Here is a 22,897-nt window from a genome sequence, read left to right on the forward strand (position 1 = left end):
TCTATCTGTAATATTAAAAGGTGCTAACGAATTTAAGAATGAAATAGTACATACCTTTTCTTTTTTATCATCAGCTTTGTTTACGATAATTGAATATAAAAACTATTTTCAGGAGTTCTACTGTATGATATAGAAAGAAAAGAAGGGAAAGCTAAACTTAATTGTTACATGAAGAATTATTAGGAGGTTTCGCGGTTTGCGACGTAAATTATATCGACTTATGATCGAACTTACAAATGGACGTTTTACTTCTTATATACTACGTAAATTTGCACAGTCTCGTTTAAGTTCCATTATTATTTCCTCTTATGCGAAAGTGTTTCAATTGAATCAAGATGAGATGGAAAAAGATTTAAAGGAATATAAGACGCTGCATGAATTATTTACACGTAAGTTACAAGAAGGAAAGCGAGAAATTGATGCGGCACCATCAAGTATTGTTAGTCCTGTTGATGGAGTATTTGCTGATTATGGACCTATCGAAGAAACGAAAACATTTGATATTAAAGGCAAGCGTTATTCAATTGTGGACATGCTAGGTAATGAAGAGAGAGCAAGCCGCTATGCTGGCGGTACATATATGGTTATTTATTTAAGTCCAAGTCATTATCATCGTATTCATAGTCCTCTCACAGGTACTGTGACAGAGCGATTTGTACTTGGAAGAAAATCATATCCAGTCAACGCAGCAGGGATGAAGTATGGAAAAGAGCCATTGTCAAAGAATTATCGTTCTGTTACAGAGGTTGATAGTGCAGGTCAGCATATGTCACTTGTAAAAGTAGGAGCGATGTTTGTAAATAGTATTGAGCTTCTTCATGAAAGAAACACTGTTCAAAAAGGTGAAGAGATGGCATACTTTACATTTGGTTCTACAGTCGTGTTACTGTTTGAAAAAGGAATGGTTGAAGTTGTTTCAACGTTAACGAGTGGCCAAGAACTTCTCCTTGGTGAAAAAATTGCAACTCGCTTATCTAATGGTAACGTACAGTAAAAGTTTTATCACGAACTTATAAGGGCACGAAGAAGTTAGATGAGCTTATGTGCAGGGTGAAAAGTTCCTCTGGATGGAAGTTTCATTTTATAAAGGAGCCATCTTCAAGATGGCTCTTTTTACAGGTGAAGTAGTCATCTATATGTACTCAAGACGATTTGGCAAGCTTGTCCTCTAATGATCGCCGAATGATTTCTTGTTTTATAAGTAAAATGAAGTCAGGATTTAATTTTAGTTCTTTTGCTTTATAATAAGACTCAGTGAGTAACTCAGTAGATAACTGTTCCATATGTTTCATTTTCAAGGTGAGCCACCTCCGATAATTAAGGATAGGTTCTTTGTTGCATCTAATGTACCAAAAAAATATGACAGTCACAAACGGCTGTTTATCCACATAACACCGTGGATAAGGTGTGTATGAAATGTTAATAATTTCTTAATTGACTGAAAAAATAATGTGGAAAATGTGTACAATGTTATCCACAAGCTCGATATCGAAAAATGTTGTCGAAAAATTTTATGAAAACTCCTCAAAGAGGTGAAAGAAATTGAAATTGTTTTTACCAAATGAATACGTAAAAAACGTATACCATATTCAACCAGAAGATTTAAAGAAACGCGGAATTAAAGGTATTATTACTGACTTAGATAATACTTTAATTGAATGGGATCGTCCGAATGCAACGCCTAAGCTTGAACAGTGGTTTTTAAAAATGAAAGAACAGGGCATTCAAGTAACGGTTGTTTCGAATAACAATGAGCAACGTGTAAAGGATTTCGCTGATCCACTTGGTATTCCTTTTATCCATAGTGCACGTAAACCGCTTGTTCGTGCTTTTAAACGTGCAATACGAGAAATGAATTTAACTGCTGATGAGGTAGTAGTAATTGGAGATCAATTGCTAACAGATGTACTGGGTGGAAATCGTGTTGGTCTTCATACGATTTTAGTTGTACCAGTAGCGCAAACAGATGGATTAGTAACGCGCTTTAATCGAAAGATTGAACGAAGAATTATGAGAAATATGAAGAAAAAAGGCTTGATTAACTGGGAGGAATAAAGTTTGACTGAAAGAATTAAATGTATTGGTTGCGGTGTAGAAATTCAAACAGAAAATAAAAATGAAGTAGGATATGCACCAGCTTCATCTTTAGAAAAAGAACAAGTGATTTGTCAGCGTTGTTTTCGTTTAAAGAATTATAATGAAATTCAAGATGTGTCGTTAACAGACGATGACTTTTTGCGTATTTTAAATGGAATTGGTCAGTCAGATGCGCTTGTTGTTAAAATTGTAGATATTTTTGACTTCAATGGTAGCTGGTTACCAGGTTTACATCGTTTTGTAGGGAACAACAAAGTATTGCTTGTTGGAAATAAAGCGGATTTAATTCCAAAATCAGTGAAACACGATAAACTGAGACATTGGATGCGCTATAGTGCAAAACAACTTGGCTTAAAACCAGAAGATGTCTTTTTAATTAGTGCAGCAAAGGGACAAGGTATTCGTGAACTAGCTGAGGCAATTGAAGAGTACCGTGATGGTAAAGATGTATATGTTGTTGGATGTACGAACGTTGGTAAATCTACATTTATTAATCGTATGATTAAGGAATTCAGTGAAGAAACTGAGAATGTGATTACAACGTCTCATTTCCCAGGAACAACGCTTGATTTGATTGATATTCCGCTAGATGAAACATCGTCTTTATATGATACACCAGGTATTATTAATCATCATCAAATGGCACATTATGTTGGAAAACAAAGCTTAAAGCTGATTACACCGACAAAAGAAATTAAGCCGATGGTATTCCAATTAAACGAAGAACAAACGTTATTCTTTGGTGGATTAGCACGCTTTGATTACGTGAGTGGCGGTCGTCGTGCATTCACTTGCCATTTCTCAAATCGCTTAACGATTCATCGTACAAAGCTTGAAAAAGCAGATGAATTGTATGAAAAACATGCAGGGGAATTATTAAATCCACCAACCCCAGAGGAACTAGAAAATATGCCTGAGTTTGTGAAATACGAATTTAATATTCGTGAGCCAAAAACAGATGTTGTATTCTCTGGCTTAGGATGGGTTACTGTAAATGAGCCTGGGGCAAAGATTGTTGCTCATGTACCAAAAGGAGTTAGTGTTTCATTACGTAAATCTTTAATTTAATATGGAGAGGAATTTATGAAACAATTATATGGTGTGATCGGAAATCCAATTGGACATTCATTATCACCGCTGATGCATAACGATGCATTTGAACATTTAAGTATAGATGCCCATTACCATGCTTTTCTTGTTGAAGAAGAGACGCTAGGGGAAGCAGTGAAAGGATTAAAGGCATTAGGAGTTTCGGGATTTAATGTAACGACTCCACACAAAGTCTCGATTATGAAATACTTAGATGAAATTGATCCGTTAGCAATGCAAATTGGTGCTGTGAATACGGTAGTTCATAGAGATGGAAAATTAATTGGTTATAATACAGACGGAATTGGTTATGTTCGTTCTTTACAATCAATTAGTAAAGAGCCACTTTATCAAAAGCGTATTTTATTACTTGGTGCTGGTGGGGCATGTCGTGGTATTTATTTTTCACTTGTAGATGCAGGTGTAAAAGAAATCGATATTGCTAATCGAACAATAGAGAAAGCAGAGCAGTTAATTGCTGGATGTAAAGAGGGAATTCTGTCGTATGCACTATCGTTGGAGCAAGCAACAGAAAAACAAAACAATTATGATATTATCATTCATACGACAACAATAGGTATGCATCCACATGTCCAAAATACACCACTGCAAATTCAATCCTTGAAACCAGGAACGATTGTTTCGGATATTATTTATAATCCATTTGAGACAAAGCTTCTGCAAGAGGCGAAGGCAAAAGGAGCAATCGTACAAAATGGAATTGATATGTTTGTTTATCAAGGGGCACTTGCATTTGAAATGTGGACAGGACGTATGCCAAATATCGAAAGAATGAAACAATTAGTAATGAGAAAGCTTGGAGGCTAACTATATGTTAACAGGAAAACAAAAAAGATTTTTACGTGCAAAAGCACATCATTTAACACCGATTTTTCAAGTGGGAAAAGGCGGCGTAAATGAAAATATGGTAAAACAAATTGCAGATGCATTAGAAGCTCGTGAGTTATTTAAAGTGAGCGTACTACAAAACTGTGAATTTGATCGTCGTGAAGTTGCAGAAGAACTATCTAAAGGTGCGAGAGCAGAAATCGTCCAAGTAATTGGAAGCACAATTGTTTTATATAAAGAATCAAGAGAAAATAAACAAATCAAACTTCCACAATAGTAATTAGAATGGTGTAGGTCGTTTCCATAGTTTATGCCCGCTATGTTCGGGATTTGTTCTTGTTAATAGGGTTTAGACCAATTGAACTTTTACGGGCAGTAATCTTTCCTCATGTTGTTTCGGAAAGATTACTGCTTGTGAACTAAAGGAGGCGTTTCCTTTGAAAAAGATCGGAATCATTGGCGGTACGTTTGATCCGCCTCATTATGGACATTTGTTAATTGCAAATGAGGTGTATGATACACTCGCTCTTGATGAAGTATGGTTTTTGCCGAATCAAATTCCACCTCATAAACAGGGTCGCAATATTACAAGTGTGGAAAATCGATTAAACATGCTAGAGTTAGCAATTGGGAAAGAGGAGTATTTCTCGGTTTGTTTAGAAGAGCTAAAAAGAGAGGGCCCATCCTATACATATGACACTATGTTACAATTAACAAAGAAGTATCCGGATGTAGAGTTTTATTTTATTATTGGCGGAGATATGGTTGAGTATTTGCCCAAATGGTATAACATTGAGAAATTACTGCAGCTTGTAACCTTTGTTGGAGTTGCAAGACCGGGATATACATTACATACACCTTATGAAATCGTTACAGTAGAGATTCCGGAATTTGCGGTTTCTTCCTCCTTATTACGAAAGAGGTATAAGGAGAAGAAAACGTGTAAATATTTGCTTCCAGAACAAGTACACGTATATATCGAGAGGAATGGGTTGTATGAATCGTGAGAAAGCACTTAAGATTGTAAAACAACAAATGCATGAAAAGCGCTATATACATACAATTGGTGTGATGGAAACGGCAATTAAACTTGCTAAGTTATATGGTGTGGATGAGAAAAAAGCGGAAATGGCTGCTATATTTCATGATTATGCAAAATGTAGACCGATTCAAGAAATGGAAGATATTATTAAGCAGGAAGAGTTGCCAAAAGATTTACTTCACTACAACAAAGAGTTATGGCATGCGCCAGTTGGGGCATACTTAGTAGAAAAAGAAGTCGGCATTACGGATCCAGAAATCCTGCAAGCTATTACATATCATACAAGTGGTCATGAAAAGATGACAATGCTTGATAAAGTTATTTATGTGGCGGATTATATTGAACCAGGCCGCAAATTTCCAGGTGTGGAAGAAGCGCGGAAGTTAGCAGGAGAAGATATAAATAAAGCCTTATTATTTGCATTAAAGCGCACAATTCAATTTTTAATGGAAAAAGATCAAACGATCTATCCGTTAACATTTCAAACATACAACGCAGTTATCAAGGAGGAAATTACGGAATGAAAGATAAAGAGTTATTAGTGTTAGCAGCAAAAGCAGCTGATGATAAAAGAGCAGAAGATATGGTTGTACTAAACATGCAAGGTATTTCACCAATTGCAGATTATTTTATTATTTGTCACGGGAATTCAGATAAGCAGGTACAAGCAATTGCACGTGAAATTAAAGCGAAGGCACATGAGTTTCAAATCGACGTACAACGCATGGAAGGTTTTGATGAAGCACGTTGGGTTTTAGTGGACCTTGGCGATGTAGTTGCACATGTATTCCATAAAGATGAGCGTGATCATTATAATTTAGAGCGCCTATGGGGCGATGTACCACGTGAAGATATTACAGAAGAGTTAGGTCAATGAGGTACGAGCAATTTGCTTTGTTGTATGATGAACTTATGAATGATGTTCCATATGATAAATGGGTAGAATTCACAGAAGAAAGCTTACAGCAGGCAGGTATGAAAGAGGCGAAGATTCTCGATGTAGCATGCGGGACTGGGAATGTAACACTTCCGCTTGTGCGAAAAGGTTATGACGTGATTGGTGTCGATCTTTCAGAAGAAATGTTAACAGTTGCACAACAAAAACTTGGAGGAGAAGGATTTTTTATTCCTTTTTATCAACAAGATATGAGAGAGCTGGATGTTCCAGGTGAATTTGATTGTATTACAATCTTTTGTGATTCATTGAATTATGTATTGGAAGAAGAAGGGATACAAGAGACTTTCAGACGCGTATATCATCACTTGCGCCAAGATGGTTTGTTCTTATTTGATATACACTCTTTATATAAAATTCATCATGTATTTCAAAATGAAACGTACACAGTTAATGGGGAAGAGATAGCTCTTATTTGGAACTGCTTCCTTGATGAAGAATCAAATAGTGTAGAACATGACTTGTCATTTTTTGTACAGGATCCAGAGGAAGGTGTATATCATCGCTTTGATGAATGCCATATGCAACGTGCTTATTCAGTTGAATTAGTAACAAAATGGCTTGAAGAAGCTGGATTTACAATCCTTCGTGTAACAGGTGATTTTGAACGAATAGAAGTAACTGAACAAACGGAACGTATCTTTTTTATGGTGAAAAAGAATAGATAAAACAAAAGCAACCGATTAGGTTGCTTTTGTCTTGTTTAGAATATGATATTTTATTTATAGAAAAGTAGAAAAGTAATACCTAGAAAATATAAAAATAAAAGTTTGATAAAAAATAGGATGAGAAAAGATCATCGTTTTTTAGAGGGTTTTGTATCATTGCGGCGTATTATTTACGTGTGCTTCTTAAATTGTTGTTCAACGCCTTCTAAATCTTCATCATATTTTTCGTGTGTTCGCTCGAATAATTTATGGAACATATTTCCGACATGAGCCTCTAAAACCCGAATACCCTCTCCTGTAACGCCGCCTTTTACACATACCTTTTCTTGCAGAGTTGGTAATGTGAAAACTTTTTTCTCTAGTAGTTTCCCCATCCCGATAATCATTTCACTTGCTAAAATAGTTGCTTCTTCATTGGTAATATTTGTTTTATCTACAGCAGCATCAATGAAACATTGTAGTAAGTAGCTGAAAAATGCAGGCCCGCAGCTTGCGATATCAGATGAAACCCGTGTAATACCTTCTTCAATTACAATAGGTGTGGAAATATTTTCAAATAGACGAAGTAACTTTTGTTTCCATTCCTTCGAACAGTTTTTGCCGAATGTAAATAGTGAGGCGCCAGAGAACGCTCGGTTTGTGATGCTCGGAATAATACGTGCGACGTTACAAGATACAACCTTTTCTACTTGATCTGCTGATATGGGGCTTGTAATAGAAATTAAACATTTTTCATCAGTAAAGTGGTCAGCATGTTTTTTTAAAATTGGATAAATGTCTAAAGGTTTAACACAAATAAAAATAAGTTGAGAGCGTTCAATTACCTCTTCCACAGTCTTTGCTATATGAACAGAAGGATACTTCTCTTTTGTATGATATGCTTTGGCAGGCGTACGATTAATAATAGTAAGGCACGAAGGTTTGACAGCATGGGTTTCTAAAAATGCATCGATCAGTATATTCCCCATGTTTCCTGTCCCTATAATTCCTATGTTCAATGTTTCATCCCTCCTTCGTAACATCTTTCTCCTAAACAATATGAACCATGTTGTGAATTTATGAATTGGAGGTATTAAAATCATGCGGAATTTTCAAAAGAAGTGGCTCGCTTTATTAGGAGTTGTTGGTGTTGTAGGTATCCTTTTTATGTGGCAGACGAAGCAGCAAGCTATGCAATCGGCTGTGAAAATTGACACAAATATAAAGAGTGAAGAGAAAAAAGGAAAATTGAAATTAGCAGATTCAAAAGAAAAGAAAAAAACAATGATGATTGATATAAAAGGAGCAGTGCACCGTGAAGGGGTATATGAGGTAGAGATGGATGCACGTGTAAAAGATGGGATTGAAAAAGCAGGTGGTTTTTTACCTGAAGCGGATCGTGCAAAAGTAAATTTAGCACAGCGTATGCAAGATCAAATGCTACTTTATGTCCCAAAAAAAGGAGAGCAGGTTCAGGGAGCCAATCTACCTTCAGGGCAGGAGGAGAAAGTTCAAATTAATGTTGCATCAAAAGAGCAACTCGAAAAAATAACGGGAATTGGACCTCGAAAAGCAGAAAATATTATGAAATATCGAGAAGAACATGGTCCGTTTCAAAAAATAGAAGATTTACTGGAGGTAGATGGTATCGGAGAGAAGTCTCTTGAAAAAATAAAAAATAAAATAATTATTCCGTAAGGATTGACGAACTTTTTCTTCTTTCGCTACACTACAAGTAGATGAAAAAGTAGGTGAACATATGGAACGAATTTCTTGGGATCAATATTTTATGACGCAAAGTCACTTGTTATCACTGCGTAGCACATGTACAAGGCTTGCGGTAGGAGCGACAATTGTCCGTGATAAGAGAATTATCGCGGGCGGATATAACGGTTCAATCAAGGGTGGTGTGCATTGTATAGATGATGGATGTTACGTCATTGATAATCACTGTGTTCGTACAATTCATGCTGAAATGAATGCACTGTTGCAATGTGCGAAATTTGGTGCGAAAACAGAAGATGCGGAGATGTATGTCACGCACTTTCCTTGTTTACAATGTTGTAAAGCCATTATTCAAAGTGGTATTACAGCTGTTTATTATGCACAAGATTATAAAAATCACCCTTACGCTATAGAATTGTTTGAGCAAGCAAATGTGAAAGTGAAACATGTTCCACTAGAATATGATATTACATCAATAGAGCAACAAAAGCGTAATGTACAATTAAAAGAACTGTTTTCATCTTTAGAAAAAGATGATTTAACAATGAATGAATTACAACAAGTATTCGCTAAAGCAAAAGAGATCATATAGATGTGTGTTCAAAAAGGAGGATAAAGAGAGGCTGGTGGTTCGAGGCACGGAAGCTAGGAGAGTGCGGAGTGTAGGTGGGACTACATGAGTACCGGACTGGCGGTGCAGGTGAAGAAATGTAATAGTCATCTTTACCGGCCTTTTCGAACACCCACTATAAGGGGTGAGTATAAGTTGCGTGGACAATGGAGCTATGTTGCAATCTCGTTTGCTATGGGGATTGCAATTTCCTGTTCCTCGTTTCAGTTGTTGTCTGTTAGTGTGTTTGGTTGTTATATTTTATTCTGTATATATCGTACTTCGCACCAAGTCCTCATTTTTTGTATACTGGCAGGTTTATGTGGTTTCCTCTATACCTCATATATGGAACTGGAAAATCAGCCTTCAAAAGGGTTAGAATTTGAAATGACAGATGGTGTAATTCAAACGACACCTCTTATAAATGGTGATCGGCTTTCTTTTCAAATAGAGGTCAATGAGAGGGATACGTTGCAATTATTTTACAAAATTCAGTCAGCTAAACAAAAAGAACAGTTGGAGCAATTACATGCGGGTATGAGTTGTACATTTAAAGGAGAAATGAAAGTACCATCAGAAGCAAGGAATTTTCATGGATTTGACTATCGTGACTATTTGTATAAGCAAAAGATTCATTTTTTATTTGAAGCAAAAGAGATTTCGAATTGTACCCAAAAATCTTTGACGTTCACACAGTGGTTTTTTTTATTACGCCAAAACGCAGTGTCGATAGTGACAGAAATGTTTCCTGGGCAACCTGGAGCATTTATGAATGCGTTGTTGTTTGGTGATCGGCAACAGATGACATTTGAAGTAGAAGAACAATACCAACAGTTTGGCCTTATTCACTTATTGGCGATTTCGGGGTCGCATATTGTGCTGTTAACGGCAATTGGCTACTTTGTTTTGCTTAGGATTGGAATAACTAGGGAAATGACAACAATATGTCTCATTGTTTGTATTCCCCTTTATATGTTTTTAGCTGGGGCATCTCCATCTGTCGTGAGAGCTTCTGTAACGGGTGTTATGTTGTTGCTAGCACTCATGCATTCTATCCGTGTTACGAGTTTAGATGCACTTAGTATGACGGCTATATTGATGTTTTTATATGATCCTTATATGGCTTTTGATATTGGATTTCAATTTTCGTTTGTTGGTAGTTTTGCGCTATTGCTTTCAACGAATCGTTTATTAAAACAGGATAACGGTCTAATTCAAAATACAATCTATCTTTCATTGATTTCACAACTTGCTAGTATTCCTATTTTGTTATATCATTTTGGTTATTTTTCCCCATACAGTATTTTCCTCAATCTTATATATGTCCCGTTTTTATCTTGTATTGTGTTACCATGTAGCATCGTTATGTTTCTTTGTATGTTATTTGTTCCTTTTATATCGACATGGATGGCACACGGATTATCAGTCTGTTTAACGCTTTCGAATGAGATTCTTCAATATTGTGAAACCCTCCCGCTTCTTCGTCTTACTTTTGGACAAACACCTCTATTTCTTATGGTTTTATATTGTTTTAGTATTATTGGTATATTTGTTGTCTGGGAAAAAGCGGCCAAAAAACGTTATTTGTTCCTAGTCGCCGGAATTTTCCTCTCTATGTGTATTTTTCATTATGTTTCGCCTTATTTCCGTGCTAGCGGAAGTGTGACTTTTATTGATGTTGGACAAGGGGATGCAATTTTGATTCGTCTTCCATATGACAAGGGAATTTATCTCGTTGATACAGGAGGGACGATTCCTGTAAAAAAAGAAGTGTGGCAGAAGAAAAAACATGAGTTTTCTGTTGGACATGATATTCTTCTCCCATTTTTACAAAAAGAAGGTATTCGAAAAATTGATAAGTTGATTGTGACGCATGGTGATACAGATCATATGGGAGCTGCAAAAGAAGTAGTATCATCTATTACTGTAGAAGAAATTGTGTTTGGAAGGAAGCTAGAGGATACGGTGTTAGAAAAAGAATTGAAGCATATGGCAAAACAAAAGAATATACGAACGAACATCGTGGGAGAAGGGGATAGGTGGCAAATAGATGAAGCGGAATTTGTTGTGTTATCTCCAGAGGGCAGAGAAAATGGGGATAACGATTCTTCAATTGTGTTATGGGCAAAGATAGGTGAACTTGCATGGCTGTTTACTGGAGATCTAGAAGAGAAGGGCGAGCGTCGAATTGTAGAACAGTACCCAGAATTGCGAGCTGATATTTTAAAGGTTGGGCATCACGGTAGTAAGACATCAACCTCATCATCTTTTTTGCAACTCATCCAGCCCCGTAAAGCAATTGTTTCCGCTGGAGAACATAATCGATATGGTCATCCGCATCAGCAAGTGTTAGAACGTTTGTTAGAAATGGATATTGAAATATGGCGAACGGACAAGCAAGGAGCTATTTCCTATGTTTTTGAAGGTGAAAAGGGAACGTTTCAAAGTAAAATGACATATGATGAATGATAGAAAAGATGAAGTGAAAAAAGAAGGCTGCAAGTAGCAGCCTTTAAGAACCAATAAATTTAATAATTGTTGCGATAATGAAAAGTGTTGCGAAAAAACCAAATGAGACGATAAAACCTACCCCTGAATCAATAGCGTCATTGCGTTTACTTTGAACGTTTTGCTCAAATTCATTCATTTAGAATCCCTCCCCAACATTCCATTTTAGTATAAAATATTGTCAGAAAAAAATCTACAATTTCCATATGAAGATAAAGGGAGGTTTTAATCAGTGATACTTTCGCCCTTACTCATTATCTCTCTTAACTAATTGAGCGTTTGATCCTGTATCTAACTTCTTTTCTTTCGTTAAATTTTGAGTGAGGGTTTTACTCGTAAATAGCGAAAGAAATGAGAAGATATGAGTAGAGGTAAGTGTTGAATCTTATGTGAGTAAAAGGCGGGAATTTGATTTCCATGCATGTTAACAGTTAACAATTATACTTATCAGGCAGTTGCGAATAATAATAGTAAAGCGGTTACCGCACACCAATAAGAATCCCGGGACTTATTGCGTGGCGTTTTATATAGATAAAGGGACGGGCCTTAAGCCTGTTCCTTTGTACTTGTAAAACAAAAGATACCGCATTAGTATATAGATATATTGCCAAGTTAGGGAGTAGGAAAAAATATGAGTGATATACATAAGAAGATTAAAAAGAAACAGTTTGCGCCGCTGTATTTAATATATGGAACGGAAGCTTATTTTATAAATGAAACAATAAAGCTTATAACGAATGAATCGCTAGCTGAAGAAGATCGTGAATTTAATGTTGTAACGTATGACTTAGAAGAAGCGTATTTAGAAGATGTAGTAGAAGATGCACGGACGCTTCCTTTTTTTGGAGAACGTAAAATATTACTAATTAAATCCCCGTTGTTTTTAACTTCACAAAAAGAGAAATTAGAACAAAATATAAAGATTTTAGAGGAGTATATTGCAGAACCATCTCCATTTTCGCTTGTTGTATTTGTGGCCCCCTATGAAAAATTAGATGAGCGGAAAAAAATCACAAAATTATTAAAGAAAACTGCAGATGTGGTAGAAGCCAATGCGATGCAAGTGCAGGACGTTCGTAAATGGATTGTGGCTCGTGCGGATGAAGTGCATGTACATATTGAGGAAACAGCTGTTGGTTTGCTGTTAGAGCTTGTAGGAAGCAATGTAACGATGTTAGCAAAGGAAATGGACAAGTTGACCCTTTATGTTGGTATGGGAGGAGAAATTACAACAGGACTTGTGGCAGAACTTGTACCAAAATCGGTTGAACAAAATGTGTTTGCGTTAACAGAAAAGGTAGTGAAAAAAGATATTGCTGGGGCTATGCAAATTTTAGATGGATTATTTACGCAGCAAGAGGAACCGATTAAATTATTGGCATTATTAGTAAGTCAATTTCGTTTGCTATACCAAGTAAAAGAATTGCAGCAACGCGGATACGGACAAAATCAAATTGCTTCGCATATTGGTGTTCATCCATACCGAGTAAAGTTGGCGATGAATCAAACGAAACTTTTCTCGTTTGAAGAATTAAAAAAGGTTATTTTAGAATTAGCTGAAGCTGATTATAGTATGAAAACGGGGAAAATGGATAAGAAACTTGTCTTAGAGTTTTTCTTAATGCGTTTAAATCATATTGGATAAAAAATAAAAGCGGAGGCAGCTTGCCAAGAAGCGTAAGGCATTGGAGCACTCGACTGAGAAGCGCTTTTGGCTTCGACCGAGAGTGTGAAATGGCTGGCGTTTCTAGTTGCCGTAGCTGGATAAAATAAAAGCGAAGGCAGCTTGCTAAGAAGCGTAAGGCATTGGAGCGCTCGACTGAGAAGCGCTTTTGGCTTCGACCGAGAGTGTGAAATGGCTGGAGTTTCTAGTTGCCGTAGCTGGATAAAATAAAAAGTTCATGCCGTTTGCTGCGTGAACTTTTTTGTATATAAAAAAACGACCCGAATGGATCGTTTTTAAACGCCTTACGCGTTTACTTGTTTCGCTAAGCGAGACTTTTGACGAGCTGCAGCGTTTTGGTGGATAAGACCTTTACGAGCTGCTTTGTCAAGTTTTTTAGAAGCAGTTTTGAAAGCTTCTTTAGCATTTTCAAGATCGTTATTAGTAACTAAAGCTTCTACAGTTTTAACAGCTGTACGCATGTCAGATTTGATAGAAGCGTTATGTGCACGACGCTCTTCGCTAAGTTTAGCGCGTTTGATAGCAGATTTAATGTTTGCCATACTTTTCACCTCCCTGGTGCGATCGAGTGACTCGATACTTACATAGAACAAGTGATATTCTATCAAACGAAGAAGAGAATTGCAATAGCGAGATCAATGAAATTTCATGTAAAGGAAAGAATGACCTTATATAATTTTGGGGAATCTAACTATATTTACTATGAATTGCGGAGGAGATACGATGAAAGAACCATTAGATTTAAGTAAATACAGTGTTAGAACAGACCTTGCGGTAGAAGCTCATCAAATGTTGCAAGAACGTCAGCAAGAACAAACGGGAATTAAAGGTGTTGTTGTAAAAGAGCGTGAAGAAGAAGGGGTTACGATTACGAAAGTGATCATCGATGAGAGTGCTTCGGAAGCGATGGGTAAAAAGCCTGGAAATTATTTAACGCTTGAAGTGCAGGGGATTCGTCAACAAGATACAGAATTACAACAAAAAGTGGAACGTATTTTTGCAAAAGAATTCTCTCATTTTTTGGAAGAAATTGGAGTCTCTAAAGAGGCAAGCTGTTTAATCGTCGGATTAGGGAATTGGAATGTAACACCAGATGCGCTCGGTCCAATCGTTGTAGAAAATGTGCTTGTGACACGTCACCTTTTCAAATTACAGCCTGAAAGCGTGGAAGAAGGGTATCGTCCCGTTAGTGCAATTCGCCCAGGTGTAATGGGGATTACAGGGATTGAAACGAGTGATGTCATTTACGGCATCATTGAAAAAACAAAACCAGATTTTGTTATTGCGATTGATGCACTTGCTGCTAGGTCTATTGAACGAGTAAATAGTACGGTACAGATTTCAGATACGGGAATTCATCCTGGGTCTGGTGTAGGAAATAAACGAAAAGAACTGAGTAAAGAGACGCTCGGAATCCCGGTAATTGCCATTGGTGTTCCGACGGTTGTAGATGCTGTTTCCATTACGAGCGATACAATTGATTTTATTTTAAAACATTTTGGTCGTGAAATGAGAGAAGGCGATAAACCGTCTCGTTCTTTATTACCAGCCGGCTTTACATTTGGAGAAAAGAAAAAATTAACAGAGGAAGATATGCCGGATGAAAAAAGCCGTAATATGTTTTTAGGAGCAGTCGGTACATTGGAAGAAGAAGAAAAGCGAAAGTTAATTTATGAGGTATTATCACCTCTTGGACATAATTTAATGGTGACCCCAAAAGAAGTAGATGCGTTTATTGAAGATATGGCAAATGTAATCGCGAGTGGTTTAAATGCCGCACTTCATCATCAAATTGATCAAGATAACACAGGTGCATATACGCATTGATGAAAAGGGGCGGCCGAAATTGAGTCGATTTACGCTTCAGTGTATGAGCTGTGTGATTCTGTTTCTTTTTTTTATGATAATGGGAATTGGGATGGCTAATCATGGCTTAAAAAGCATGAAAGGTTATCGGCAACCAACGTATGAACAAGTTGCCCAAATGACGGGAACTGGGAGTGGGGATGTTAATCCCGAAATTTTAGGAGGCATATTTTCGGCACGTGAAAAACAAAAGCAGTTAGAAAATCTCAGAAGCTTTAATGTTGTAGAAGGGTTGGGAATGGGAATTGCGGAATGTATGCGAAGTATCACTAAGTTTAGTACAGATGTAGTAGTTGGAAAAATAAAAGATATTTTTAATTAATTGGGAGAATAAAAAATGGTTGTCTTATAATTTTGTAAGACAACCATTTTTTGTTACAAAAAGGTTTGTCTCTTATGTTTTGCTCGCATAAGATAAAGAGAGAAAGATTTGTCTGATAAGCAGCACTAGTTTTCATTGAATCTTTGCTGCTCTATTGATATAATCAGTGCTAGTGTATATTGGCGAGACTATTAGGAGTTGAGAACATAGATGAATAAAGAAGAAAGAGCAAAAAGGCAGTCTAACATTCGTAACTTCTCCATCATTGCTCATATTGACCACGGAAAGTCAACGTTAGCAGACCGTATTTTGGAGAAAACAAACGCTTTAACACAACGTGAAATGAAAGCTCAGTTACTTGACTCTATGGATTTAGAGCGTGAGCGTGGTATTACAATTAAATTAAATGCAGTTCAATTAACGTATAAAGCAAAAGATGGTGAAGAATATATTCTTCACTTAATCGATACACCAGGACACGTCGACTTTACGTATGAAGTATCTCGTAGTTTAGCGGCTTGTGAAGGTGCAATCCTTGTTGTTGATGCAGCGCAAGGTATTGAAGCACAAACATTAGCAAACGTATATTTAGCGCTTGATAATAATTTGGAAATTTTACCAGTTATTAATAAAATCGATTTGCCGAGCGCTGATCCAGAACGTGTTCGTCAAGAAGTAGAAGATGTAATCGGTTTAGATGCATCGGAAGCTGTACTTGCTTCGGCGAAAGCTGGTATTGGTATTGAAGACATTTTAGAACAAATTGTTGAAAAAGTACCAGCTCCAGACGGCGACCCAGAAGAGCCGCTTCAATGTATGATTTTTGACTCTTTATATGATCCGTACCGCGGTGTAATTGCGTATATCCGTGTTGTAAATGGGACAGTAAAAGTTGGCGATAAAGTACGTATGATGGCAACTGGTAAAGAGTTCGAAGTAACAGAAGTAGGTGTATTCACACCGAAAACAACGCAGCGTGAAGAATTAACAGTAGGTGATGTAGGATTCTTAGCAGCATCTATTAAAAATGTGGGAGACACACGCGTTGGTGATACAATCACACATGCAAAACGCCCAGCAGCAGAGCCATTACCAGGTTACCGTAAATTAAACCCAATGGTATTCTGTGGTTTATACCCAATTGATTCTGCGCGTTATAATGATTTACGTGATGCATTAGAAAAATTGGAATTAAATGATTCTGCACTTGAGTTTGAACCTGAAACATCTCAAGCATTAGGTTTCGGTTTCCGCTGTGGATTCTTAGGTTTACTTCATATGGAAATTATTCAAGAACGTATTGAACGTGAATTCAAGATTGATTTAATTACAACAGCACCAAGTGTTATTTATAAAGTATATTTAACAAGCGGTGAAGATTTGATTGTCGATAACCCATCTAACATGCCAGATCCGCAGTCCATTGACCGTGTAGAAGAACCATTTGTAAAAGCTGCAATCATGGTTCCGAATGACTATGTTGGAGCTGTAATGGAAATTTGCCAAGGTAAACGTGGTACGTTTATTGATATGCAATATTTAGATGAAACACGTGTTACATTGACATATGAAATCCCACTTTCTGAAATCGTATATGATTTCTTCGATCAACTAAAATCAAATACGAAGGGATATGCGTCATTTGACTACGAGTTAATCGGCTATAAACCATCTAAACTTGTGAAGATGGATATTCTTTTAAATTCTGAACAAGTTGATGCATTATCATTTATCGTACATCGTGATTCAGCGTATGACCGTGGTAAAGTAATTGTAGAAAAATTAAAAGAATTAATTCCAAGACAACAGTTTGAAGTGCCAATTCAAGCGACAATTGGGAACAAAGTTGTAGCGCGTTCTACAATTAAAGCGATGCGTAAAAACGTACTTGCAAAATGTTACGGTGGTGACATTTCTCGTAAGCGTAAACTTCTTGATAAACAAAAAGAAGGTAAAAAACGTATGAAGTCTGTTGGTTCTGTAGAAGTACCACAAGAAGCATTCATGGCTGTGTTGAAAATGGATGATAACTAATAAGAAAGGAAGCCGTTTGTGCGGCTTCTTTTTCTGTATCTTTCGTACAAGGAAGAAAGTAAGGATTGCTATAGAGTTAGGAGACGAATGATGTCTGAAAATATTCGAAAAGATATTCAAGAAAAAATGCAAAATGGTGATTTTAATTGTGAAAAAGAATTAACCCTCTCTATTATTAGTGGGAAGTGGAAGGTTGTAATCTTGTGGCATTTAGGTGTAGAAGGACCACATCGCTTTAGTGAGTTGCAACGCTTATTCCCGAACATTTCTCATAAGGTATTGTCTAATCAACTAAAAGAATTAATGGAAGATGGGATTATTGATCGGACGGTATATCCAGAAGTGCCTCCGCGCGTAGAATATTTTATGACGGATTTAGGCATGTCGCTTTTACCAATCGTCGAAATGATGTATGATTGGGGGAAAATGCGGATGAAGCAAATTCGTAATGGGTTAGAGAAGTAAAGGGGCCTCCGAAATGCGGAGGTTTTCTTTTTAGAAAGGTAGGAGTAAAATTTGATGCAAACTGCATATATTCATATTCCGTTTTGTCAGCATATTTGTCACTATTGTGATTTTAATAAAGTTTTTATTGAACGTCAGCCAGTTGATCAATATTTGGAGTATTTAGAGAAAGAGATAATAAATACGGTTCAAAAGGTACCGTTTGAAAATATGAAAACGATTTTTGTTGGGGGCGGGACACCAACAGCATTAAATATGGAGCAGACTAAAAAGTTGCTTGCTATTATTAATCGTCGTTTACGTCCGTTCGCTCCAGAGTGTGAATTAACGTTTGAAGCGAATCCTGGAGATTTACCGAAAGAAAAATTAAACCTATTATTAGAAGGTGGCGTGAACCGAATCAGTTTTGGTGTGCAAACGTTTCGAGATGAATTGCTAGAGAAGATTGGACGTAAGCATACGAGGGAAGATGCATTTGTAGCGATTCGTGAGGCGCAGGAAGTTGGCTTTACGAATATTAATGTTGATTTAATTTACGCGCTGCCAGGACAAACGATAGAAGACGTGAAAGACACACTGGACATTGCTTTTACGCTTGGAGTTCAACATTTTTCTGCATATTCATTAATTGTCGAACCCAAAACAGTTTTTTATAATTTAATGAATAAGGGGAAATTAAGGCTTCCAGGGGAAGATCATGAGGCACGAATGTATGAAATAGTAATGGATGAGATGGAGAAGTACGGTTACCATCAGTATGAAATTAGTAATTTTTCAAAAGAAGGCTATGAAAGTAGGCATAATCTCACATACTGGAATAATGAAACGTATTATGGTTTTGGAGCTGGTGCTCATAGTTATGTAAATGGTGAGCGTATTCAAAATGTCGGGCCCCTTAAACAGTATTTTTCAAAAATCGATGAGACAGGATTTCCTTATTTAGATGTCCATGAGGTAACAAAAATAGAAAAAATGGAAGAGGAATTATTCTTAGGACTTCGAAAAACAAAAGGTGTTTCTAGAATAGGATTTCAACAGAAATTTGGAGTGGAGATGGATGAAATCTTTGCGAGACAGTTACTATATAACAAAGAGCATGGATTGCTAGAGGAAAAAGATGGTCATGTTTGTTTAACGAGACAAGGGAAGTTATTAGGTAATGAAGTGTTTCAATCGTTTTTAGTTGATTAACTTAGATGTTTCATGTATATGAAAAAGTTTTAATATTTCGTGACGTTTCCGTTGACAATTGAATGTCAATTTTGGTAAGTTATTAATAGATTTAGCACTCGAAGACAAAGAGTGCTAACAGAGGTGATGATGAGATGCTTACGGAACGTCAGCTCTTAATTTTACAAACAATTATTGATGACTTTATTGGATCAGCGCAGCCTGTTGGGTCAAGGACGTTGGCTAAAAAAGATGAAATTACATTTAGCTCCGCTACTATTCGAAATGAAATGGCTGATTTAGAGGAACTAGGTTTTATTGAAAAAACACACAGTTCTTCAGGAAGGGTTCCTTCAGAAAAGGGATACCGATTTTATGTAGATCATCTTTTAGCGCCACAGAATTTACCAAACGAGGAGATTGTACAGATTAAAGATTTATTTGCTGAAAGAATTTTTGAAGCAGAGAAGGTTGCACAGCAATCAGCTCAAATTTTATCAGAACTCACAAATTATACGGCGATAGTTCTTGGGCCGAAAGTGAGTACAAATAAGTTGAGAAATGTACAAATCGTTCCGCTTGATCATCAAACAGCAGTCGCAATTATTGTAACAGATACAGGGCATGTGCAAAGCAAAACGATTACCGTTCCGAAATCTGTTGATTTATCAGATTTAGAAAAAATGGTTAATATTTTAAATGAAAAACTATCGGGTGTACCGATGGCGGAATTGCATAATAAAATTTTCAAAGAGATTGTGACGGTTCTGCGTGGCTACGTCCATAATTATGATAGTGCAATAAAAATGTTGGATGGTACATTTCAAGTGCCTTTATCGGAAAAAATATACTTTGGCGGGAAAGCCAATATGCTTTCGCAACCGGAGTTTCATGACATCCAAAAGGTACGTTCCTTGCTAACTATGATTGATAATGAAGCCGCATTTTACGATATTTTGCGTAATAAACAAGTCGGTATTCAAGTGAAAATTGGTCGAGAAAATTCTTCGATTGCTATGGAGGATTGTAGTTTAATCTCTGCAACTTATTCCATTGGTGAAGAACAGATTGGGACCATTGCAATTTTAGGACCAACGAGAATGCAATACTCTCGCGTGATTAGTCTGTTACAATTGTTTACAAGACAATTTACAGACGGCTTAAACGGATTGTATAAATCAAAATAATAAATTCGCTCAAGCGGTGAACATAATCATTGCTGGTGTGTAACATAAAATATGCTTGGGTGCTCATGCTTAGCATGAGCCCAGGTGCCTTTTAAGGAGGTGAAAGTTGTGGAAGAGCGTAACGAACAAGTAGTTGAAGAAGCGCAAAATGAAGAAACTATTACAGCAAAGAGCAGTGAAGAAACTGTGGTAGAAGAAAAAAGTGAAGCGGCTCTTTTACAAGAAAAGGTAGATGAATTGCAAGTGAAACTGACGGAAACGGAAGGGCGCATGCTACGTCTACAAGCTGATTTTGAAAATTATAAGCGCCGTGTTCAAATGGATAAACAGGCTGCTGAAAAATATAGAGCACAAAGTCTTGTTTCAGATATCTTGCCAGCTCTTGATAACTTTGAAAGAGCAATGCAAGTGGAAGCAAATGACGAGCAAATGAAGTCCTTATTACAAGGTATGGAAATGGTGTATCGTCAATTGGTAGAAGCGATGACAAAAGAAGGTGTGGAAGCGATTGAAGCTGTTGGTAAACAGTTTGATCCTCATGAACACCAAGCTGTTATGCAAGTAGAAGACAGTGAATTTGAATCAAACGCGGTTGTGGAAGAATTCCAAAAAGGTTATAGACTAAAAGACCGTGTGATTCGCCCATCAATGGTAAAAGTAAATCAATAATTTACATAAAAGTAGGAGGATTCGCCATGAGTAAAATTATCGGTATTGACTTAGGTACAACAAACTCTTGTGTAGCTGTTATGGAAGGTGGAGAACCAAAGGTTATCCCAAATCCAGAAGGAAACCGTACAACGCCTTCTGTTGTAGCTTTCAAAAATGAAGAGCGTCAAGTTGGGGAAGTTGCGAAACGTCAAGCAATTACAAACCCAAACACAATCATGTCTGTTAAACGTCATATGGGTACAGACTACAAAGTAGAAGTTGAGGGTAAAGAATATACGCCTCAAGAAATTTCTGCGATCATTTTACAAAACTTAAAAGCTTCTGCTGAAGCATACTTAGGTGAAACAGTAACGAAAGCTGTTATTACAGTACCTGCATACTTCAACGATGCAGAGCGCCAAGCAACAAAAGATGCTGGTCGTATTGCTGGTTTAGAAGTTGAGCGTATTATTAACGAACCAACAGCAGCAGCGCTTGCTTACGGTTTGGAAAAACAAGATGAAGAACAAAAAATCTTAGTATATGACTTAGGTGGCGGTACATTTGACGTATCTATCCTTGAGTTAGCTGATGGAACATTTGAGGTTATTTCAACTGCTGGTGACAACCGTCTTGGTGGAGATGACTTTGACCAAGTTATCATCGATCACTTAGTAGCTGAATTCAAAAAAGAAAACAACATTGATTTAAGCCAAGATAAAATGGCGCTTCAACGTCTGAAAGATGCAGCTGAAAAAGCGAAAAAAGATCTTTCTGGTGTAACACAAACACAAATTTCATTACCATTCATTAGTGCTGGGGCTGCTGGTCCATTACACTTAGAATTAACATTAACAAGAGCGAAATTCGAAGAGCTTTCAGCAAGCCTTGTTGAAAGAACGTTAGAACCGACTCGTCGTGCATTAAAAGACGCTGGTCTATCTGCAAGCGAATTAGATCGTGTTATCCTTGTTGGTGGTTCTACTCGTATCCCAGCTGTACAAGAAGCTATTAAACGTGAAACTGGTAAAGAACCATACAAAGGTGTTAACCCTGATGAAGTTGTAGCATTAGGTGCTGCAGTTCAAGGTGGCGTGCTTACTGGTGATGTAGAAGGCGTTCTACTATTAGATGTAACTCCACTTTCTTTAGGTATCGAAACGATGGGTGGCGTATTTACAAAATTAATCGAACGTAATACAACAATTCCAACGAGTAAGTCACAAGTATTCTCAACTGCTGCTGATAACCAACCTGCAGTAGACATTCACGTACTACAAGGTGAGCGCCCGATGTCAGCTGACAACAAAACATTAGGTCGCTTCCAATTAACTGATATCCCACCAGCACCACGTGGTATTCCACAAATTGAAGTAACATTCGATATTGATGCGAACGGTATCGTTAATGTACGTGCAAAAGACTTAGGAACAAGCAAAGAACAAACAATTACAATTCAATCTTCTTCAGGTCTTTCTGATGAAGAAGTAGAGCGTATGGTAAAAGAAGCAGAATCAAATGCTGATGCGGACCAAAAACGTAAGGAAGAAGTTGAACTTCGTAATGAAGCTGACCAACTTGTATTCCAAACAGATAAAGTTGTAAAAGATTTAGAAGGTAAAGTAGATGCAGCTGAAGTGGCGAAAGCAACAGAAGCGAAAGATGCATTAAAAGCGGCAATCGAGAAAAATGATCTTGATGAAATCCGTACGAAAAAAGATGCTCTTCAAGAAATCGTACAACAACTAACTGTAAAATTGTATGAGCAAGCTCAAGCGGCTGCTGGTGCTCAGCAAGCAGAAGGTGCACAAGGTAACGCTGGTGCAAAAAATGACAATGTAGTTGATGCTGAGTTTGAAGAAGTAAAAGAAGACAAGTAATAAAACAAAATAAGTAAGATGACAAAAAGTCAAAGTCAAGCGTGCCTTGACTTTGGCTTTTTTCACGAATAAGAAAAGGGCTTAGTATGAACTAAGTATTTTAGTTAAGGGTCTTA

The 22,897-nt window shown here is 37.0% G+C and carries 25 protein-coding genes; 21 read left to right on the top strand and 4 right to left on the bottom strand.

Annotated features, from left to right (window positions below; translation table 11 throughout):
* Positions 1 to 196: 196 nt before the first annotated feature.
* Positions 197 to 994 (top strand): phosphatidylserine decarboxylase, encoded by a 798-nt coding sequence (locus CN288_RS01750; RefSeq protein WP_026589858.1) that lies wholly within the window; start codon positions 197 to 199, stop codon positions 992 to 994.
* A gap of 148 nt (positions 995 to 1,142) precedes the next feature.
* On the opposite strand, the gene CN288_RS01755 is transcribed toward CN288_RS01750, so the two are convergent.
* Complete coding sequence (locus CN288_RS01755; protein WP_026589859.1) at positions 1,143 to 1,298, bottom strand: sporulation histidine kinase inhibitor Sda; 156 nt, start codon at positions 1,296 to 1,298, stop codon at positions 1,143 to 1,145.
* Between the two features lie 244 nt (positions 1,299 to 1,542).
* Between CN288_RS01755 and CN288_RS01760 the strand changes: the two genes are divergently transcribed.
* The 8 genes from CN288_RS01760 to CN288_RS01795 all read left to right on the top strand — a co-directional run bounded on the left by CN288_RS01760 (position 1,543) and on the right by CN288_RS01795 (position 6,700).
* Positions 1,543 to 2,055 carry a YqeG family HAD IIIA-type phosphatase gene (locus CN288_RS01760; RefSeq protein ID WP_026589860.1) on the top strand — a complete coding sequence of 171 codons (513 nt, stop codon included), beginning with the start codon at positions 1,543 to 1,545 and terminating at the stop codon, positions 2,053 to 2,055.
* A 3-nt stretch (positions 2,056 to 2,058) separates the two neighbouring features.
* Entirely contained in the window at positions 2,059 to 3,165 is a 1,107-nt protein-coding gene (gene yqeH / locus CN288_RS01765) for a ribosome biogenesis GTPase YqeH (RefSeq protein ID WP_026589861.1), read from the top strand.
* Positions 3,166 to 3,180: 15 nt separating this feature from the next.
* Positions 3,181 to 4,014 (top strand): shikimate dehydrogenase, encoded by an 834-nt coding sequence (aroE, locus tag CN288_RS01770; protein ID WP_026589862.1) that lies wholly within the window; start codon positions 3,181 to 3,183, stop codon positions 4,012 to 4,014.
* 4 nt (positions 4,015 to 4,018) lie between these two features.
* A complete protein-coding gene (gene yhbY / locus CN288_RS01775) occupies positions 4,019 to 4,312 on the top strand; it encodes a ribosome assembly RNA-binding protein YhbY (RefSeq protein ID WP_026589863.1) in 294 nt (97 codons plus the stop codon).
* Between the two features lie 160 nt (positions 4,313 to 4,472).
* Positions 4,473 to 5,042, top strand: a complete 570-nt coding sequence (locus CN288_RS01780; protein ID WP_090687549.1) for a nicotinate-nucleotide adenylyltransferase — start codon at positions 4,473 to 4,475, stop codon at positions 5,040 to 5,042.
* A complete protein-coding gene (yqeK, locus tag CN288_RS01785; RefSeq protein WP_026589865.1) occupies positions 5,032 to 5,601 on the top strand; it encodes a bis(5'-nucleosyl)-tetraphosphatase (symmetrical) YqeK in 570 nt (189 codons plus the stop codon). The genes CN288_RS01780 and yqeK overlap by 11 nt, the downstream gene beginning before the upstream one ends.
* Positions 5,598 to 5,954, top strand: coding sequence for a ribosome silencing factor (gene rsfS, locus CN288_RS01790; protein ID WP_026589866.1), 357 nt, complete (start codon positions 5,598 to 5,600; stop codon positions 5,952 to 5,954). The genes yqeK and rsfS overlap by 4 nt, the downstream gene beginning before the upstream one ends.
* Entirely contained in the window at positions 5,951 to 6,700 is a 750-nt protein-coding gene (locus CN288_RS01795; protein ID WP_098301761.1) for a class I SAM-dependent methyltransferase, read from the top strand. Before rsfS ends, CN288_RS01795 begins: the two co-directional genes overlap by 4 nt.
* Before the next feature lie 170 nt (positions 6,701 to 6,870).
* On the opposite strand, the gene comER is transcribed toward CN288_RS01795, so the two are convergent.
* The gene (gene comER / locus CN288_RS01800) at positions 6,871 to 7,698 is read right to left on the bottom strand and encodes a late competence protein ComER (protein WP_098301762.1); all 828 of its coding nucleotides are present in this window, start codon (positions 7,696 to 7,698) and stop codon (positions 6,871 to 6,873) included.
* Positions 7,699 to 7,780: 82 nt separating this feature from the next.
* Here comER and CN288_RS01805 point away from each other — a divergent pair, with 82 nt between their 5' ends.
* From CN288_RS01805 to CN288_RS01815, 3 genes are all read left to right on the top strand, one after another.
* Complete coding sequence (locus CN288_RS01805) at positions 7,781 to 8,377, top strand: helix-hairpin-helix domain-containing protein (RefSeq protein WP_026589869.1); 597 nt, start codon at positions 7,781 to 7,783, stop codon at positions 8,375 to 8,377.
* Positions 8,378 to 8,438: 61 nt separating this feature from the next.
* Positions 8,439 to 8,996 carry a ComE operon protein 2 gene (locus CN288_RS01810; RefSeq protein ID WP_026589870.1) on the top strand — a complete coding sequence of 186 codons (558 nt, stop codon included), beginning with the start codon at positions 8,439 to 8,441 and terminating at the stop codon, positions 8,994 to 8,996.
* A 174-nt stretch (positions 8,997 to 9,170) separates the two neighbouring features.
* Positions 9,171 to 11,483, top strand: coding sequence for a DNA internalization-related competence protein ComEC/Rec2 (locus tag CN288_RS01815; protein WP_098301763.1), 2,313 nt, complete (start codon positions 9,171 to 9,173; stop codon positions 11,481 to 11,483).
* 43 nt (positions 11,484 to 11,526) lie between these two features.
* On the opposite strand, the gene CN288_RS01820 is transcribed toward CN288_RS01815, so the two are convergent.
* Positions 11,527 to 11,661 (bottom strand): YqzM family protein, encoded by a 135-nt coding sequence (locus CN288_RS01820; protein WP_001001652.1) that lies wholly within the window; start codon positions 11,659 to 11,661, stop codon positions 11,527 to 11,529.
* 492 nt (positions 11,662 to 12,153) lie between these two features.
* Between CN288_RS01820 and holA the strand changes: the two genes are divergently transcribed.
* Positions 12,154 to 13,167: a DNA polymerase III subunit delta gene (gene holA / locus CN288_RS01825; protein WP_026589872.1), complete on the top strand. Its 1,014-nt coding sequence runs from the start codon at positions 12,154 to 12,156 to the stop codon at positions 13,165 to 13,167.
* A 323-nt stretch (positions 13,168 to 13,490) separates the two neighbouring features.
* Here the strand turns inward: holA and rpsT are convergent, their stop codons facing one another.
* Positions 13,491 to 13,748: a 30S ribosomal protein S20 gene (rpsT, locus tag CN288_RS01830; RefSeq protein WP_001274013.1), complete on the bottom strand. Its 258-nt coding sequence runs from the start codon at positions 13,746 to 13,748 to the stop codon at positions 13,491 to 13,493.
* A 181-nt stretch (positions 13,749 to 13,929) separates the two neighbouring features.
* Here rpsT and gpr point away from each other — a divergent pair, with 181 nt between their 5' ends.
* The 8 genes from gpr (at position 13,930) to dnaK (ending at position 22,781) form a co-directional block, all read left to right on the top strand.
* Positions 13,930 to 15,033 (top strand): GPR endopeptidase, encoded by a 1,104-nt coding sequence (gene gpr, locus CN288_RS01835; RefSeq protein ID WP_026589873.1) that lies wholly within the window; start codon positions 13,930 to 13,932, stop codon positions 15,031 to 15,033.
* 43 nt (positions 15,034 to 15,076) lie between these two features.
* Entirely contained in the window at positions 15,077 to 15,394 is a 318-nt protein-coding gene (locus CN288_RS01840) for a DUF3679 domain-containing protein (RefSeq protein ID WP_081810949.1), read from the top strand.
* 210 nt (positions 15,395 to 15,604) lie between these two features.
* Complete coding sequence (gene lepA, locus CN288_RS01845; protein ID WP_026589875.1) at positions 15,605 to 17,428, top strand: elongation factor 4; 1,824 nt, start codon at positions 15,605 to 15,607, stop codon at positions 17,426 to 17,428.
* Between the two features lie 90 nt (positions 17,429 to 17,518).
* Positions 17,519 to 17,893: a winged helix-turn-helix transcriptional regulator gene (locus CN288_RS01850; protein WP_098301764.1), complete on the top strand. Its 375-nt coding sequence runs from the start codon at positions 17,519 to 17,521 to the stop codon at positions 17,891 to 17,893.
* Positions 17,894 to 17,944: 51 nt separating this feature from the next.
* Complete coding sequence (gene hemW / locus CN288_RS01855) at positions 17,945 to 19,084, top strand: radical SAM family heme chaperone HemW (RefSeq protein ID WP_098301765.1); 1,140 nt, start codon at positions 17,945 to 17,947, stop codon at positions 19,082 to 19,084.
* Positions 19,085 to 19,218: 134 nt separating this feature from the next.
* The gene (hrcA, locus tag CN288_RS01860; RefSeq protein ID WP_026589878.1) at positions 19,219 to 20,250 is read left to right on the top strand and encodes a heat-inducible transcriptional repressor HrcA; all 1,032 of its coding nucleotides are present in this window, start codon (positions 19,219 to 19,221) and stop codon (positions 20,248 to 20,250) included.
* A 108-nt stretch (positions 20,251 to 20,358) separates the two neighbouring features.
* On the top strand, positions 20,359 to 20,919 hold the full coding sequence (gene grpE / locus CN288_RS01865; RefSeq protein ID WP_026589879.1) for a nucleotide exchange factor GrpE: 561 nt from the start codon (positions 20,359 to 20,361) through the stop codon (positions 20,917 to 20,919).
* Between the two features lie 26 nt (positions 20,920 to 20,945).
* A complete protein-coding gene (dnaK, locus tag CN288_RS01870; protein ID WP_090687534.1) occupies positions 20,946 to 22,781 on the top strand; it encodes a chaperone protein DnaK in 1,836 nt (611 codons plus the stop codon).
* The last annotated feature ends 116 nt before the right edge of the window (positions 22,782 to 22,897 follow it).

The organism is Bacillus sp. AFS023182 (genome assembly GCF_002560575.1).
Classification (GTDB): Bacteria; Bacillota; Bacilli; order Bacillales; family Bacillaceae_G; genus Bacillus_A; species Bacillus_A arachidis.

Bases quoted from the DNA above. Each gene is read 5' to 3' on its own strand.
- CN288_RS01850 (WP_098301764.1), top strand. From the start codon at position 17,519: ATGTCTGAAAATATTCGAAAAGATATTCAAGAAAAAATGCAAAATGGT.
- CN288_RS01795 (WP_098301761.1), top strand. From the start codon at position 5,951: ATGAGGTACGAGCAATTTGCTTTGTTGTATGATGAACTTATGAATGAT.
- CN288_RS01840 (WP_081810949.1), top strand. From the start codon at position 15,077: ATGAGCTGTGTGATTCTGTTTCTTTTTTTTATGATAATGGGAATTGGG.
- CN288_RS01805 (WP_026589869.1), top strand. From the start codon at position 7,781: ATGCGGAATTTTCAAAAGAAGTGGCTCGCTTTATTAGGAGTTGTTGGT.
- CN288_RS01810 (WP_026589870.1), top strand. From the start codon at position 8,439: ATGGAACGAATTTCTTGGGATCAATATTTTATGACGCAAAGTCACTTG.
- rsfS (WP_026589866.1), top strand. From the start codon at position 5,598: ATGAAAGATAAAGAGTTATTAGTGTTAGCAGCAAAAGCAGCTGATGAT.
- dnaK (WP_090687534.1), top strand. From the start codon at position 20,946: ATGAGTAAAATTATCGGTATTGACTTAGGTACAACAAACTCTTGTGTA.
- yqeK (WP_026589865.1), top strand. From the start codon at position 5,032: ATGAATCGTGAGAAAGCACTTAAGATTGTAAAACAACAAATGCATGAA.
- CN288_RS01820 (WP_001001652.1), bottom strand. From the start codon at position 11,661: ATGAATGAATTTGAGCAAAACGTTCAAAGTAAACGCAATGACGCTATT.
- rpsT (WP_001274013.1), bottom strand. From the start codon at position 13,748: ATGGCAAACATTAAATCTGCTATCAAACGCGCTAAACTTAGCGAAGAG.
- gpr (WP_026589873.1), top strand. From the start codon at position 13,930: ATGAAAGAACCATTAGATTTAAGTAAATACAGTGTTAGAACAGACCTT.
- hrcA (WP_026589878.1), top strand. From the start codon at position 19,219: ATGCTTACGGAACGTCAGCTCTTAATTTTACAAACAATTATTGATGAC.
- lepA (WP_026589875.1), top strand. From the start codon at position 15,605: ATGAATAAAGAAGAAAGAGCAAAAAGGCAGTCTAACATTCGTAACTTC.
- holA (WP_026589872.1), top strand. From the start codon at position 12,154: ATGAGTGATATACATAAGAAGATTAAAAAGAAACAGTTTGCGCCGCTG.
- aroE (WP_026589862.1), top strand. From the start codon at position 3,181: ATGAAACAATTATATGGTGTGATCGGAAATCCAATTGGACATTCATTA.
- yhbY (WP_026589863.1), top strand. From the start codon at position 4,019: ATGTTAACAGGAAAACAAAAAAGATTTTTACGTGCAAAAGCACATCAT.